The 14519-nt window shown below is 70.5% G+C and carries 16 protein-coding genes and 2 pseudogenes; 10 read left to right on the forward strand and 8 right to left on the reverse strand.

Annotated elements, in window-relative coordinates; all coding sequences use genetic code 11:
* Positions 1 to 343: 343 nt before the first annotated feature.
* A complete protein-coding gene (locus ACH4E7_RS33790; protein ID WP_396252968.1) occupies positions 344 to 1816 on the reverse strand; it encodes an MFS transporter in 1473 nt (490 codons plus the stop codon).
* 151 nt (positions 1817 to 1967) lie between these two features.
* Here ACH4E7_RS33790 and ACH4E7_RS33795 point away from each other — a divergent pair, with 151 nt between their 5' ends.
* Both ACH4E7_RS33795 and ACH4E7_RS33800 read left to right on the forward strand, forming a co-directional pair.
* The gene (locus ACH4E7_RS33795) at positions 1968 to 2534 is read left to right on the forward strand and encodes a TetR/AcrR family transcriptional regulator (RefSeq protein WP_396252969.1); all 567 of its coding nucleotides are present in this window, start codon (positions 1968 to 1970) and stop codon (positions 2532 to 2534) included.
* 193 nt (positions 2535 to 2727) lie between these two features.
* Positions 2728 to 3525 carry a hypothetical protein gene (locus tag ACH4E7_RS33800; RefSeq protein ID WP_396252970.1) on the forward strand — a complete coding sequence of 266 codons (798 nt, stop codon included), beginning with the start codon at positions 2728 to 2730 and terminating at the stop codon, positions 3523 to 3525.
* 262 nt (positions 3526 to 3787) lie between these two features.
* Here the strand turns inward: ACH4E7_RS33800 and ACH4E7_RS33805 are convergent, their stop codons facing one another.
* The 3 genes and pseudogenes from ACH4E7_RS33805 to ACH4E7_RS33815 all read right to left on the reverse strand — a co-directional run bounded on the left by ACH4E7_RS33805 (position 3788) and on the right by ACH4E7_RS33815 (position 5264).
* On the reverse strand, positions 3788 to 3922 hold the full coding sequence (locus ACH4E7_RS33805) for a hypothetical protein (RefSeq protein ID WP_396252971.1): 135 nt from the start codon (positions 3920 to 3922) through the stop codon (positions 3788 to 3790).
* A 289-nt stretch (positions 3923 to 4211) separates the two neighbouring features.
* Positions 4212 to 4460, reverse strand: a pseudogene (locus ACH4E7_RS33810) (transposase); the annotation flags it as partial.
* Positions 4461 to 4709: 249 nt separating this feature from the next.
* Positions 4710 to 5264, reverse strand: a complete 555-nt coding sequence (locus ACH4E7_RS33815; protein WP_396252972.1) for an RICIN domain-containing protein — start codon at positions 5262 to 5264, stop codon at positions 4710 to 4712.
* 557 nt (positions 5265 to 5821) lie between these two features.
* On the opposite strand from ACH4E7_RS33815, the gene ACH4E7_RS33820 reads away from it, so the two are divergent.
* Positions 5822 to 6067 carry a hypothetical protein gene (locus tag ACH4E7_RS33820; protein ID WP_396252973.1) on the forward strand — a complete coding sequence of 82 codons (246 nt, stop codon included), beginning with the start codon at positions 5822 to 5824 and terminating at the stop codon, positions 6065 to 6067.
* 290 nt (positions 6068 to 6357) lie between these two features.
* Complete coding sequence (locus ACH4E7_RS33825) at positions 6358 to 6867, forward strand: hypothetical protein (RefSeq protein ID WP_396252974.1); 510 nt, start codon at positions 6358 to 6360, stop codon at positions 6865 to 6867.
* 293 nt (positions 6868 to 7160) lie between these two features.
* On the opposite strand, the pseudogene ACH4E7_RS33830 reads toward ACH4E7_RS33825, so the two are convergent.
* Both ACH4E7_RS33830 and ACH4E7_RS33835 read right to left on the reverse strand, forming a co-directional pair.
* Positions 7161 to 7450: pseudogene (locus ACH4E7_RS33830) on the reverse strand (transposase); the annotation flags it as partial.
* 107 nt (positions 7451 to 7557) lie between these two features.
* Entirely contained in the window at positions 7558 to 8820 is a 1263-nt protein-coding gene (locus tag ACH4E7_RS33835; protein ID WP_396252975.1) for an alpha/beta hydrolase family protein, read from the reverse strand.
* Between the two features lie 36 nt (positions 8821 to 8856).
* On the opposite strand from ACH4E7_RS33835, the gene ACH4E7_RS33840 reads away from it, so the two are divergent.
* Positions 8857 to 9438: a helix-turn-helix domain-containing protein gene (locus ACH4E7_RS33840; RefSeq protein WP_396252976.1), complete on the forward strand. Its 582-nt coding sequence runs from the start codon at positions 8857 to 8859 to the stop codon at positions 9436 to 9438.
* A gap of 2 nt (positions 9439 to 9440) precedes the next feature.
* Here ACH4E7_RS33840 and ACH4E7_RS33845 read toward each other — a convergent pair whose 3' ends face one another.
* Positions 9441 to 9959 carry a hypothetical protein gene (locus tag ACH4E7_RS33845; RefSeq protein ID WP_396252977.1) on the reverse strand — a complete coding sequence of 173 codons (519 nt, stop codon included), beginning with the start codon at positions 9957 to 9959 and terminating at the stop codon, positions 9441 to 9443.
* Between the two features lie 53 nt (positions 9960 to 10012).
* Between ACH4E7_RS33845 and ACH4E7_RS33850 the strand changes: the two genes are divergently transcribed.
* The 4 genes from ACH4E7_RS33850 to ACH4E7_RS33865 all read left to right on the forward strand — a co-directional run bounded on the left by ACH4E7_RS33850 (position 10013) and on the right by ACH4E7_RS33865 (position 13535).
* Complete coding sequence (locus tag ACH4E7_RS33850; RefSeq protein WP_396252978.1) at positions 10013 to 10474, forward strand: DUF6193 family natural product biosynthesis protein; 462 nt, start codon at positions 10013 to 10015, stop codon at positions 10472 to 10474.
* Between the two features lie 217 nt (positions 10475 to 10691).
* On the forward strand, positions 10692 to 11444 hold the full coding sequence (locus tag ACH4E7_RS33855) for a hypothetical protein (RefSeq protein ID WP_396252979.1): 753 nt from the start codon (positions 10692 to 10694) through the stop codon (positions 11442 to 11444).
* A 480-nt stretch (positions 11445 to 11924) separates the two neighbouring features.
* Positions 11925 to 12581, forward strand: coding sequence for a DUF4232 domain-containing protein (locus tag ACH4E7_RS33860; protein WP_396252980.1), 657 nt, complete (start codon positions 11925 to 11927; stop codon positions 12579 to 12581).
* 264 nt (positions 12582 to 12845) lie between these two features.
* Positions 12846 to 13535 carry an SMI1/KNR4 family protein gene (locus ACH4E7_RS33865; RefSeq protein WP_396252981.1) on the forward strand — a complete coding sequence of 230 codons (690 nt, stop codon included), beginning with the start codon at positions 12846 to 12848 and terminating at the stop codon, positions 13533 to 13535.
* Between the two features lie 79 nt (positions 13536 to 13614).
* Here ACH4E7_RS33865 and ACH4E7_RS33870 read toward each other — a convergent pair whose 3' ends face one another.
* Positions 13615 to 13815, reverse strand: a complete 201-nt coding sequence (locus ACH4E7_RS33870) for a hypothetical protein (RefSeq protein WP_396252982.1) — start codon at positions 13813 to 13815, stop codon at positions 13615 to 13617.
* 89 nt (positions 13816 to 13904) lie between these two features.
* Here ACH4E7_RS33870 and ACH4E7_RS33875 point away from each other — a divergent pair, with 89 nt between their 5' ends.
* Entirely contained in the window at positions 13905 to 14492 is a 588-nt protein-coding gene (locus tag ACH4E7_RS33875) for an alpha-hydroxy acid oxidase (protein ID WP_396252983.1), read from the forward strand.
* Positions 14493 to 14519: the final 27 nt, after the last annotated feature.

The raw sequence follows: 14519 nt of genomic DNA on the forward strand, positions 1-14519 counted from the left end.
CCCTGCCCAGTTCCTCCTCGCACCGTTCCCGCACATCTACCGGTGTCGGGCGCTGATCGGGCTCCTTGTGCAGGCAGGCGGTGATCAGCTCGCGCAGCGGCGGGGCGATGACGGAGACGTCCGGGTTGTCAGCGACGACTCGGTGGGCGACAGCCCACTCGTTCTCCGCGGCGAACGGCGAGCAGCGGCTCGGGTGGAGCACGGTGGGGTCAGCGGGAACGGGCGGCATCGTGGAGGCGGTTCCTCTCCAGTGGACCCAGGGCGTCATCCCGGTGTGTGCTGGGAGGTGTCCCGCTGGAGGAGCCTCCAGCGGGACACCTCCCAGCCGAGGCGGTTGTTGTTGTCAACGGCTGTTCGCGGATGCCATGTTCGAGGTGGTGACCGCATCTGGATCGGTGGAACGTTGCGGCGCCACGGAGCCTTCCGCGGGCTTGGCCCTCGCCAGCCACAGGCCGGTGAACACGGCGGTGGCCAATGTGATGGCGCCAGCCGCGACGAAGGCGCTGTTGAGGCCGGTCTCGAAGGAGGCGCCGCCGGATTGCCGGGTGCGGACGATAGCTCCGAGTACCGCCACGCCGAGCACCGCGCCGATCTGCCGGGTGGTGCTGCTGATGCCTGATGCGAGGCCGCCTTCCTGCGGGCTGACTGCTTGGATGGCGGCTCCCGTCAGTGGGGACATGGTCAAGGCGAAGCCGATGCCGACGACTCCCAGCCGCCACCACACGTTCCCGTAGCCGGTGTCGGCGTGCACCATACCGAGCGCCAGCAGTCCCAGGCCGGCCAGGACCAGACCGGTGGTAACCACGATTCGGAAGCCGTACCGGGCGGCGAGCCGGCCCGCGTACGGGCTGACGATCACCATGGCGAGGGATACCGGCAGGGTCTGCAGGCCGGCGCGCAGGATCGAGCCGCCCTGGACGTACACGAAGAACTGGGAGAAGAAGAACGACGAACCCATGAGCGCGAACCCCACCACGACCATGGCGGTGTTGGACACGGTGAACAGGCGCTGCCGGAACAGCCGCAGCGGCAGCATCGGCGCGGAACGACGCGCTTCGACGGCGACGAAGGCGGCGAGGAGGATCACCGCGGCGGTGAAGCTGCCCAGGATCACCGGCGACGTCCAGCCGCGGGCACCACCCTCGATCAGGCCGTAGGTCAGCACCCCCACCCCCAGAACGGACAGCACCGTCCCCGGGACATCGATCGCGGGGGCGCTCGGATTGCGGGTCTCTTCAAGGCTGCGCAGACCGACCAGCAGAAGGACCACGCCGATGGGCAGATTCACCAGGAAGATGGCGGGCCAGCCGAAGGCGTCCGTCAGCACGCCGCCGGCCACGGGGCCTGCGGCCAGACCGATTCCGCTGAATCCGGCCCACAGCCCGATCGCCTTGATTCGTTCTTGCGGCACGGGATAGGCGGCGGCGAGCAGGACGAGCGAGGCAGGGCTCAGCGCCGCGGCCCCGATGCCCTGCAGCACCCGGCCGGCGACCAGCCAGCCGAGCGAGGGCGCGAGGCTGCACAGCACCGACGCGGCGGTGAACACCGCCACGCCGGTCAGGTACACCCGCTTGCGGCCGAACCGGTCGGCGAAGATACCGCCGGACAGCAGCAGCATGGCGACCAGCAGTACGTACGCGTCGACGATCCATTGCAGACCGGTCAACTGAGTGTGTAACCGGTGCTGCATATCGGGCAGCGCCGCTCCAACGATCGTGTTGTCGAGCAGGACCATGAATTGGCCGAGGCAGGTCACCGTGAGCAGTACGGCCCGGTTTGATCGACTGCCTACGGCCGCCGCATGCGATGCAGCCATGGGGATTCCTCTCAATCGTTAGTTGCTCCCGGCCACGGTTGACGCGGGTGGTGATATGCCTGAGCGCTCTAACGCAGCCAGCGACTGCGTTAGGAGACTATAGGGAGGGCCGCCTCGCAAACGCAAGTCACGACTGCGTTAAGGTGGGGGTATGAACGATCGACAGCGAGTCCGGCGGCCCGGCGGGCGCAGCGCCCGCGTCGGCGCGGAGGTGCACCAGGCCGTCACCGACCTGATCAGCGAGCGCGGCTACGGAAACTTCACCGTCGGCGAGGTCGCAGCCCGCGCGGGCGTAGCCGACAGCAGCATCTACCGCCGGTGGGGCAACCTGGAAACCCTGCTCACCGATGTGGCGCTCACCCGCCTCAATGCGCAGTCGCCGATGCCCGACACCGGGAGCCTGGCCGGCGACCTGCGCACTTACGCGGCCAACGTGGCCCGCGAGATCACCGGACCCGACGGTCTGGCGGTGGTGCGCCTGGCCGTCGCCCTGTCGAGCAACGGTCAGCGGGGCCTGCAGGCTGCTGACGTCCTCCGCGCCGAACGCATGCGGCAACTGCAGTCCATGCTCGATCGCGCCCGCGACCGTGGCGAGCACGCACCCGACGCGTTCGGCGTGCTGGATCACATCCTGGCCCCGATGTATATCCGCGTCTTGTTCGGCATGGGCCCGCTCACCCCGGACTACATCGACGGGTTGGTCGACCGATTGCTGTGACCTCAACCCGGTTCCCGCGATCAGCCCTCGGACGCGGTGCCAGGGGACCCGCCTCAACGGAGTTTGAGCAGTCTCAGCGAAGTTTGACCGCCCGATGACTCCGGCGGCACGGCTGCACCATCCGGTTCGGCAGGACCAGCACCGGCGACGGCACGGGGCGCGGCTTCCCAACGGTGGCGGTGATCATTAAGGTGTGGAAGCTGTGAGCATGGGTGGATCCGGTGACGACTCGTGGGAAGAGTTCGTCAAGGAGTTTGAGAAGAACAACGCGGTGCGGGAGCCGAGTGTCGCCGAACAGGCGCGCCCGCCCGTGCGACGAAACGCGCGACGTCGGCTGCTGCTTCCGGTGGCCGCTGCACTGCTGGTGGCAGCGGGCGCGGGGGCGTACCTGCTCCGGCCGTCGAGCCCTGCACCGGCCGCACCGCCCGCGCTGGCTGCGCCGGCATCGTCCGATCGCTCGCCGCAGGTGGCGACGCCGTCGATCAGTGCTTCGTCGACGGCATCCGGCGCTCCGGTCTCGGCGATGCCGCTGTCCGTCCTTCCGGCGCAGGTCCAGGGGTACACGCTGGTGGCGAGCGTGGCGCGCTCGAACTGCACCGGCCCGGACACCGTGGCGCCGACCCTCGCCGGGTTGATCACGCAGGGCCACGGCTGTCTCGGAGTCAACCTGGCGCTGTACAAGGACGCCGAAGGCAACCAGTACAACGTGGCGCTGTTCACCATGGCGGACCAGGGCGACGGCGTGCACCTGGTGAGCTTTCTCAGCTCCCACGCCGACTCCTTCCAGGTCGCCGTCCATGTCCCGCCCACGGATTCGGGTCTGCGCCGGTTGCCGGCCGACAGCGGCCGCGTGCAGGGCTTCGCAGCCTACGGGCGCGGCGTGGTCGTCGGTTCGGCCCAGTGGTCCGACGGCCGGACCGCAGACCTCGACAAGCTGTCCGATCAGCTCTCGCCGCTGACCGACGCTGTCATCAAGAACGTTCCCGCCTGACGGAGCGCCCCGCCCGACTCGGTCCTCCGCGAAGGGCGCGGCGCCCTCCTGGGCGCCCACTGTCGGCGGCACGTGAAAACTGGTATCGCGCCCTGCGGATCGGGCGCACGCGGTGCCGCGCGTTCTGGGCGTCGACGAGGTCGCCCTGCGCAAGCGCGTCCTCCACGCTGCCTGACCGCTGGTCGTGGTGGCGTGGAGGGTCACGCATCGGGGCTGGACGGTGATGGCGCCGAGCACGACGGCCGAAGGGCGGGGGCTCGGGTCAGTGCCGGCCGAGGCCTCGGCTGTCGAGATAGTCGACCAGTGCAGCCTCCTTCCGGAGCAACCGGTCGCGGTCATCGGCAGGTAGCGAGGCGAGGGCGTCGAGCAGGACGCGCTTGCGAGGAACGTGGACCATGTCGCCCGAGTAGATCCGGCACCCCGAGCACCAGGCAAACCCGATGCAACGCTCGAAGCTGGAGGACTCGGGCGGATGGAATCGGTACTGGTAGGAGCGGACAGGCTCGTGACACACGAGGCAGATCCAGCGGTCACCGTCGCGGACGGACCAGCCGCTCCCCCTCTGACGCCAGGACTTCCGGCCGGCCGTCGCTCTTCAAGTTGCCATGCGCTCATTCTGCCTTGGCGCGGCGCTCATGGGACAACCGATTGCTCTGGATGCCCATGAGACGGGTACGGCAGCCGCGACCGTTCGTGATCGCGGTTCCGGGCCCACCTGCGCGGACGGCGTCACGCCACTGCCGAAAGCGGTTGGAGACGGTCGACCAGGCGCCGAACTCCTGCGGCATCTCCCGCCACTGCCCACCGGTCTTGAAACGCCAGATCACGCCCTCGAACTGCTGCCGCAGGCGCTCAGGGTACGGGCCGTACTCGCCGATCGGCAGGTACGGCCCGATGAACTCCCGCTCTTCGTCGGTCAGTTGCACTTGCGTCATGCAAGACGATCTACCGGATCAGACCCTGAGGTGAGGGCAAGACCACAAGATTGATCACGACCCGATACTCGCCCCAGGGGCCTCGGCTTCGCCGGGCTCCGTCGTCGACTCGTCGGCGGTCGCCTGCGGCCCCGTACCTTCCGCCTCGGGCTCCGCGTTCGTGCTCGCGTCGCCCCTGTTCGCGCCGCTACCCGTCCAGGTGGGCAGCTGCTTCCCCTCCGTCGCGCCGTCAGGTCGGAAGCGGTCGGCCTAGTTGTAGCCGCCGAGGTACCAGTGCTGGTCGAGGTAGCCGCCGCACGGCCACACGTTGATCGGGGCCAGGTCGCCCTGGTTGTTGCCCGGAACCGAGATGCAGTTGCCGTCGGCGTAGTCGATGTACTCCGGGTAGGCCTGGCCGTTGACCCAGTAGGTCCCCGTCCTCCAGAGCTGGGACTGGGTGCCGTTGTTGCCCTGGTAGCCGCACTGGTTGAGGGTGAGCTGGTTGGTGGTGCCCGGCGTGTAGGTCAGGCAGTAGTTGTTGTCCTTGCCGTTGTAGAAGTAGAACCAGCCCTGGTGGCTGTTGGAGTAGGACACCCCCCATCCTTGGTCGGCGGCTCCGATACAGCCGTACTCGAGGATGGGCACGCCGTTGTAGATGTTGCCCCAGTTGCCGACGGCCATGCACTTGCCGCTCCAGCCGTTCTGGAGGATGCTTCCGGCGTCGGCGCTCGCGGTGCCGCCGAGGCCGATGGTGGCCCCGCAGGCGAGGGCGACGGTGGCGGCGGTGAGCGCGATGGCGCGCTTGGGCTTTCCGAGCTTGAGCATGGGTACCCCCTGAGTGTGGGTGGCGGCCCTCGTGGAGCCGCGTGGACGTCCCCTGTGATTCGTCCTGACGTCAGATTGCCCGTGCGCGGTCGGGCCGGGAAGGACGTTGGCTAGACGTTCCCCAGACACTTCGCCGCTTGGGCCGGCCTGGCGCGAAGCAGCACGACCAGGCCGCCCGAGGCGGCGAGCGGAGTCCCGAATCCCGTACGAATCCGAACACCCGGGAGGCGCGGGGAAGACGCCCGCCAGGATAGACACCGGCGGTCAGAGCCGCCCTCGTTCCGCTCGCCGGCCGCGCTGCCCGTTCAACTCCTGGAAGCAGGGCCGCCCTACGGCGCAGTCGGTTCGAACGGCGCCGCTGGGACGCGGGGAACGGGACAGCCCGGGCATCGAGCAGGCTCGCCGAGCACGGCGTGGAGTGGGCGTAGGGCAGCAGCTTGGGGTGGCGGCCGAGTGCGATGTCGAGGGCCTCGACGGCGTCCGGCTCGGTACTGCGGGTGACCTCTTCCCATCCCTGCCGCAGGAGGGCGTCGTCCTTCACCAGTTGGATGGGGTGGGTGCCGGCGTCGTGCGTCGTCGGCGAGGTCGACGAAGGCGGCGATGTCGATCGTGCGGGAGCGGCCGGGGGAGATCTGCTCCAGCTCGTCCGGCTCGACGATCACGTACTCGCCCTCGGCGGTCTCGCGTCAGATGGGCACGCCCTGAACCGCCAGGCCCGCCCCCGTCCGGACCGCTCGACGCGCGGCAAGGCCATGACGGGCAAGACGGACCTCCGGCCCGATCACTCCACGGCCGGCCGCTGACCGAGCCGGCGGAACGGAAGCCGTCGCCACCGTCCTGACCCTCCATCACGGCCTCATCCCCCGACCATCGGCTGCCGCACTCGCGACGACGACACCCCCCCTCGACATCGTCACCGGCACGCCCCGACCCCTGCCCGACCGCGACGTGGCGCTGAGCGACTCCCACGGGTTCGGCGGCCACAACGCCGTCCTCACCTTCCGACGCACCGCCTGACCCGCTCGGACGCCTACGCATGGCCCACCGCGCGCCGCAGACACCTCAACCGCCCGGACGTTATGGAATGCCGCCCGTGACCGATCACAGCGCACCCGACGCACAGACCTTCGCCCAGATCCTGCGGCTCCTTCACGTCGCCGACCCCGTCATCCCGGCCCACACCTACGAAGCCGCGACCGACCAGCACGCCCTGCGCACGGCCAGCCTCGCGGCCGCCGCCTACGGCGCCCTGGCCAGCGAAGCCACGCTGGCGGAGATCCAGCTGCTGAACAGCGGCGCGGACCTGGCCGAAATCACCGCCAGCCGCGCGACCATACTGCCCGCGATGACCGCCAACCTGCCCACCATCTGGTACTGGCAGGTCTGCCAACTCGCCGGACAGCTGCGCTACCTCCGCGATGCCACCGAGGGCCAAAGCCAGCTGATCAACGCCGCCAGCGACACGGCCCGCGCCCTCATGCTGATTCTCCAGGCCGACCTCGACCAGGACTTTCAGCCGGCGACGGCGGCAAGCGCCCTCACCGAGGCCGACGAAATGCTCGCCCGCGCCCGTACCCAGATCACCAACCCGGACCGCGGATAGACGCCTCCGCCCCCGCGCGTGGCCCACGGCCTGACACTCAGGCGGGCCAGCGGGCGCGGCCCGTCTGGGCGGACTTAGAGGGCGCGCAGGTAGGACTGTTCATGGTCGGCGCCGAGACCGTGTAGCCCAGCGGTGGGTGGCCCAGGCACAGCGGATCACGCTGCGTACGATGATGATCGTGTCGGCGAGGTCGAAGAAGGCTTCGATGACGCTGATGCGTCGTTCGTAGCGGCGCGCGAGCCGGTGGAAAGCGTTCTGCCAGGTGTGGGTGCGCTCGATGTGCCACCTCCGGCAATCTGTTTCAGTCGGGCAAGGAGCCCCCGCTCCATCCACTCGTCGCGGCGGTTCGGATCGTGGTGGCCGAGCAGGTGGAGTCCGCGATCGCCTCATACGAACAGCCGAATCGGAGAATCCGCAGCAACTTGTCGAACACGATCCGATCGCTGATCCGGCGCCGGTGGCAGCCCAGCGGGTGGGCTGGATCGAACGGTGGCCGCTGCGGTAGCAAGTCAGCGAATTGGTTCCACAGCGGCTCGATCAGCCATGACGGCAGCGCAGGCGTAGGTCTCCCCGTTGGTCGCAGAGCACCGCAAGCGTGATCGCGGTGCCTGCACCTGCCCCGTCCAGGGACAGTCCTGTGAATCTGTACGGCCGCGACGCTATTCGCCTTCCAGTAGGGCCTGTCTGTTTCTAGCGCCGGGCCAGCCAGGTCGCGATCTCGTCCACGACCGCCGGCTCGACGTGCCCCGGTCGCGTGTACTCGGCCGGAGTAGCGCGGCCGCTGCCGGGGAAGAAGAGATGATTGGCATCCTGGTGGATCCGGATCACCGCCTCGGACCGGTCCGCCAGGGCGGCCTGCCAGCGCGTCAGGTCGTCGGGGAGAGTGACCTGGTAGTCCCGCCCACCTTGCAGGATCAGCATCGGGCAGGCCAGTCCAGCTGCCGTGGACACCGGGTCGTATGCGCGCAGGTCGAGCCAGTAGGGGACGGAGAGCCCGAGCGGCAGCAGCTCCGACGGTGTGTCCGGGGTGAGTTCGGAGCCGGCCACCAGCGCGGCCTGCCGGGTCAGCGCCGCCACCGCCTCGTCCGTGCCCGGACCGGGGGCGAGCGCCGCGAGATAGCGCGCCACCCGGACGACCGCCTCGTGCATCGGCTGGGCATCCGCGGCGAGCAGCACCAGCCCGGCGATCGACGGGTCGGCGGCGGCGATCCGGGGCGCCACCTTGCCTCCCATGCTGTGGCCGAGCAGGTGGATCCGGCCCGGGTCCACCTCGGGCTGTTGCCGCAGCAGGTGGACGGCTGCAAGCGCATGCGGCAGGTACTCGTCGGCCATGGTGAAGTCCGGCGGCAGACGGTCCGGATGCGCGGACGTCACCTTGTCGAAGCGCAGCACGGCCACCTGTCGCGTGGCGAGCCCCCAGGCGAGGTCCTTGAGCGGCTTGTTGGGGCCGATGCTCTCGTCCCGGTCGAACGCGCCGCCGCCACTGAGTAGCACGACGGCGGGCCACGGCCCGGGGCCGACGGGCAGGCTCAGCGTCCCGGGCACGGCGAGCGATCCGGTGCCGAGCAGGACGTCTCGCTCCGTGAACCGGCCCGGGTCGGCGTAGTGCGGCGGTTGCCACTCGGCGCCGCCGTCCGAGGTGAGCCGCAGGCCGTGCAGCAGGCCGTCACCACCGACCGACGTGACCACGGCGAAGCCGCCGTCCGCGCATGTCACCGGGATGCGCACGCGCACCGGGTCGGTCTCTCCGGGCTCGCTCACCGGCTCTCCGATCGCCGTGATCCCGCCCCGCCCGCCAGCCTCGGCCGTCCACGCGAGCCGCAGCGCGTCGGCGTTGACGGCAGCGCGCAGCGGTGGCGCGAACTGCTCGACGATCTCGGCGAACGACTCCGTCCGCAGCAGTGCGGCGAAGCCCCCCGCGACCTCCAGAGCCCTTCCCCCATTTATTCTCATACTTGAGAACAGTAGCAGTCATGAGAAGGTTTAGGCATGGACTCCCTGGAACTGCTCGCCCACCCCATCCGGCTGCGGATCGTGCACGCGATGGGTGGCGGACGGCTACTGACGACAACTCAGCTCTGCGCACGCATCCCCGAATCCTCCAAAGCCACCGTCTACCGGCACATCGACCTGCTGGTGGCCGGCGGAATCCTGGAGGTGGCCGAAGAGCAGCGGGTGCGAGGCGCGGTACAACGGCACTACCGGCTGCGCCAGGACCGAGCCGTCATCAGCCCCGAGACCATCCGATCGCTGACCCCCGACGACCACCGACGCGCCTTCGCCACCGCGATGACCGCCCTGCTGGCCGAGTTCAACGCCTATCTCGACCGCGAGCAGGCCGACCCGGTGGCCGACCAAGTGGGCTACCGGCAACATGCACTCTGGCTCAGCCCGACGGAGCTGGATCAGCTGATCCGCGAGCTGCGCGCGGCCATCGTGACCAGGCTGGCCAACCGGCCGAGCCCCGAGCGGGAGCAGTACCTACTGAGCCCGATCCACTTCCCGATGGAACCCCGCCGCGATGAGCCGAGCAGCCGAGAGCTGAAGTCGATCGCGGATCCTCAGGGCTGATGTCACAACCGCGTGCTGCCAGTTCGGCCGCACAGCAACAGCTCGATGTCCTCCTCCCAGGCCTTGCGGGGGTTGATCTCCACCGGCCTCGTCCCGGCACGGTGGACCGTCAGGCGGACGGCATTGGGGCGCGGTCCGCGGAGCCAGAAGCTCAAGGCCCGGGCCAGGGCCGAGACGCCGCCGACTTCGCCGAATACCACGGAGATGGTGTTCGGCACCGGTACCGGCTCCCCAGGGCCCGGGGCCCGGCTGATGAGGCGCACGTCGAGCAGCTCCGGATAGGCCCGGAGCAAGCCAGCGAGAGAATCGGCCTCCGCGGGGGCGTCGCCTCCGGTCACGGATATCCGCACGTGAACGGGCTTCCCCAGAGTCGCTACGTCCGACGGCATTCGAGGACGAGCACGCCATCGGCGACGGGCCGGTAGGCGGTGGAGCCTCGACGGTCGCGGCGGGGTGGTCGGGAGGCGAGGCCGGGCTGCGGACCCCGACAGGGGAAGACCGGGGAATCTGACCGTCACCATGCGGAGCAGCCCCTCGGCGAAGTCCCGGCCGAGAAAGTGGGCTCGCCACCGGAGTGACTGCGGAGCTGATCGCCGTGGTCAGGGCCGCGGCCGCCTGGATGGGCGGTGCGGACCTCGAACAGACCCGGGAAGTCGCCCCGTTCATCCAGTTCGGGGCCTGGGCCGTCGCCCACGAGCGCGAGCCGCTCGACCCAGTCGAACTGGCTTGGTGTCACAAGCTCGACTCCCTCCGCCTGCCGCCGTATCGCCGCCCCCGCAACCTCGCGCTCCTGGAGGCGGCTTACGCCCAGCCGGAACTGCGTCGGCTGACATCGGTCACCAGCCACTTCATGCTCTGGTTCTCCACACGCGCCCATTTCCCGTATGCCCGGGTCGGGTATTCGATCGATCCACACCCTGACGGGCGATACGTCGTACGAGACAAGGGGGACGTCGTCGCACACACCGCGAGCCCCGAGGAAGCCGTCGCCCTCGTGGTGGCCGCACTACCCGAGGACACCGGCCCGGCCCGCTGACCGGGGCGCACCGGGCCGACCAGGACAGCGGGACGGGGCAGGGCGCAGCGGGACGGCCTGGCGGTCGGCCAGGCCGACCGCCACCCGTCAGCCGCGAGCCAGTAGGACGTCGCGCATCGGCCAGGGTGTCCGGGCCCGGCCGGCGCCGGACGCTGGCGCGACACGGGGCGCCGGGCGGGCTCCAGACGGCCTCTGCGCAGGTCGATAGGCTGACGGAATGACAGGAGTGCTGGAGTTCGGCCCGCTGCTGGCGCGCCTGATGGGGCATCGAACGCTCGACGCCTCCGTGCTCTCGACGGCGGCCGGCATCGACCTGGAGGAGCTGCAGGCCGTGCTCGACGGGCGGCCGCCGAGCGAACGGCTGCTCAGGAGCCTCGGGCCGGTGCTCGGGCTGCACGCCGTCGACCTGTTCGTCCTGGCCGGGCAGCCGATACCCGACGACCTGACACCAGTCTCCCGTAATCCACACTGGTCGGTCAGTTCGGTCGTCTACAACACGATGGTCATGCCCGCCGAGAACCGGCGCCCGCTGCTGGACGCGATCCGGGCACTGCCCCTGGTGCCGCGGTCGGGACGAGGCGGGACCGACCGGCCGTACCACCGGTACGAGCCGGGCCTCGGCGCGGTACTCCTGGAACTCACGCACAACCGGAACCTCAACTGGACGTGCACGGCCAAGGCCCTGCACGCGGTGACCGGCGGGCGGATCTACCTGTCGGCGTCCACCATCGGCGGGATCGGCCGCGACACCGTCGAAGTGACCCCCGAACTGGTCGCCGGCTTCGCGGGCCTGCTCGGCATCCCCGCCCCCGACCTGGCGGCGCTCGGCGGCATCCGCCTGCCGGACGACCTGCCGCCGCTCCACTCCCGGGCCGCGGACGTGGCCGCCGTCATCTGGGAAGCCCGACGCTTCACCACCGCCCAGCTCCAGGATCTCGAACTCACCTCCCGCCACCTCGCCGGCCGCTGACCGGCTCCGCCCACCAAGGCTCCGGGAACCGCGAGGCCGACCACGAACGCGAACAGCCACCGGCGGCACCGGTGTGCCGTCGAACGTTGATCGGCCGGGTTGCCGCGCTGCCTCGACCCTCGACCTCAGTCACTCCAGTCACTGGGAGTGGGACTGAGCGCGTCGCGCTGTCGTGGTCGCGCTGTCGTGGTCGCGGTGTTGTCGCGGTCTGTGGTCAAGGTCGTCCGGGTCACGGGTCTGTACCGGCGGTCGGCGACGGCGTCGGCGGTGCGCGGCGGCGCCGTGAGCCGGCGTCCGGGCAGGTCGGCGGCGGGGTGCGGCACGGCACGGGGGGCGACGGCGCGGGTGGTTTCCGACCGTACATGTCACAGCACTGTCCTGGAGGCGGCCCGGGCGGAACGGTTCGTCCGGGAGGGCGGTCCCGGTCTTCGGAAACCCGCTCGCACCGAGCACCAGCCGCCCCACTCGGAGGAAAACACCGTGCGCGTCCGCAAGCTCGCCTTCGCCGCCCTGGCCGTCGCCGCAGCCCTCTCGCTCACCGCCTGCCAGAACGACGAGACGGGCACGACACAAGGCGCCCCGACCGCCGCCCCGACCGCGTCCACCGGCGCCTCCCCCAGCGGCGGTCCGGCCTCCGGCAGTCCGGCTTCGGGCGGACCGGGGAAGCGCAGCACGCCGCCCACCGCCGCACCGGCCGGCTCCACCGGGGCCGGGAAGACCGCCAAGTGCCGGACCGCAGACCTGACCATCACCGCCGCGGACCGCACCATCACCGGCGACGCCGACAACACCGTCGTGGTCGAGCTGAAGAACCACAGCGGCAAGGACTGCACGCTCTCCGGATACGCGGGCGTCGACCTGAAGACCTCCGCGGGAACGTTGTCCGCGAAGCGCTCCGGCGAGCCGGTCGTCGCGGGCGTCGTGACGAACGGCAAATCGACCTACTTCGGCATCAGTTACCCGGCCAACACCTCGGGCGGCTCCGGCGTCCGGATCACCGGCCTGGTGGTGACCCCGCCGGACGAGACCCAGTCGGTCACCCTGCCCTGGCCGGGCCCCGGCTCACTGCCCGTCACGGACGGCAGCGGATCCCCGGTGAAGATCGGCCCGATGGGAAGCGCCGGCCAGGGCCAGTGACCGCGGGCGCCCCACCCCGGCACCGGTCCGGGCCGGCCGTCTCCCGCAGCTCCAGCAGCGCGCCCTCCTGGCCACCGATCGAGCCCCGGCACGTCCAGCGCGGACGCGCAGGCCCAGCCCGTCGGCCGCTCGTGTAAGGGCGTCCCGGGCGCGGCGCCCAGGCCCGGGACGCCCATCCGACGGCTGAGCGCCGGACCCTCCGTGTCACAGGGTTCGTCTACAGTTCACCCCGTTCGACATGCGGATGCGGGAAAGGGGTGGGACATGGCCGGGGCGGCATGGGAGCGGCTGCGGGCGATCATGGGAGAGCCGGCGTACACCCCGGCGCAGGTTCCGTGGGAGCTGGCCCCGGCCGAACTCGGCCTCCAACTCCCCTCCGACTACCGGGCTTTCATCGACCTGTACGGCGCGGTGAACCTCAACGGCGAGTGGGGCATCCCCTCCCCGGCGCAGGCCACCGACCCCGGCCTGCCGGGCGGCTTCGCGCTCTGGCGGACCGAGACCGACGGCGAGTTCCGCGAACAGGTCCAGTGCGAGGACGAGTTCTGGGGCCAGGAGTACACCCCGATCTTCCCTGACCCTGGCGGGCTGCTGCCCTGGGGCAGCAACAGCAACCACGCCTACTGTTGCTGGCTGACCACCGGGCCGAACCCGGAGCAGTGGCCGGTGGCGATCTTCGACTGCGGTGGCCTGGACGGCAAACTCGACCTCCACGAAGGTGGCTTCGCACAGTTCGTGGCGGCCGTCCTCACCGGCGGCTACGCCCACGAGGACGAACTGCGGGTGATCCCGGACCCGGAGGATTGGGGGCCCGCTCCGCAGCGCCCGCTGTGGACGCCCGCCTACGACTGGGACCGCACGCGGTGGGGCGAGAAGTGGGGCGTCGCATCATGGTTCGTCGAGTCGTGGAACGATCCCGCCGGAGCGCTGTCGATGCCCTGGGTGCGACGCTAAAGCTTGTTGCAGAAGGTCAGGGCCGGACAGGGCGATGTGCGGTCTGACCTGCGGTTCCACACGCTTCAGACGACAAACCTCACAGCCCACCTCCATCAAACGCTCCGCGCTTCCACGGCGGGCAGAGCTTCTCGTGCAGCACCCGCACCTCCCACCACGGGTCGCCCGGAGCGGACACCAGCGCGGCCACCAGCTCCCACGGCGCGACGGCCAGGTACAGCGCCGGCCTCAGGGCACGCGCGGCGACCTCCGGAGCCTGCCACACACCGTCCGCGCGCACCCTCCGCTTCCCGCCCGGCAGCAGGAACCCGGTCTCATCAGCAGCCCCTGCCGGTGGCCCACCGTTCACAGACCCGTACGATCCCGGGCATGAGCACCACCGGAATCGGCCCCGAACTGATGGCGGCCACCCACCGCACGACCGCCGGGACCTCCGCCATCGCCCGGCACTCCGTCGAGCACTTCGACCGCTCCATCACCTGGGCCGACCTGGACTGGCTCCTGGAACGCACCCGCCTGCCGGTCGTCCTCAAGGGCATCCTCACCCCCGAGGACGCCGAACTCGCCGTCGCCCACGGGGCCGCCGGGATCGTGGGCTCCAACCACGGCGGCCGCCAGCTCGACCACGCGCTCCCCACCGCCGACGCCCTGCCGGCCATCGCCGACACCGTCGCGGGCCGCTGCACGGTGCTGGTGGACGGCGAAGTCCGCTCCGGAACCGACGTGTTGAAACTGCTGGCCCTCGGCGCGGATGCGGCACTCGTCGGCCGCCCCGCCCTGTGGGGCCTGGCGGCGCACGGCTACGACGGCGTCCACGGCCTCCTCTCACTGCTCCACGAGGAGCTGACCGAGGCCATGCTGCTCAGCGGACGACCCACCGTGAAGTCCCTGGACCACACCCTGCTCGACCACGACCCCGCGCCGTGCCGGTGCCGGGCCGGCTCGCCCGGACACTGAACCACCCGATCCGTCCCGGACCCCGCC

Origin of the sequence: Kitasatospora sp. NPDC018058, from assembly GCF_044327205.1 — a bacterium.
Taxonomy (GTDB): Bacteria; Actinomycetota; Actinomycetes; order Streptomycetales; family Streptomycetaceae; genus Kitasatospora.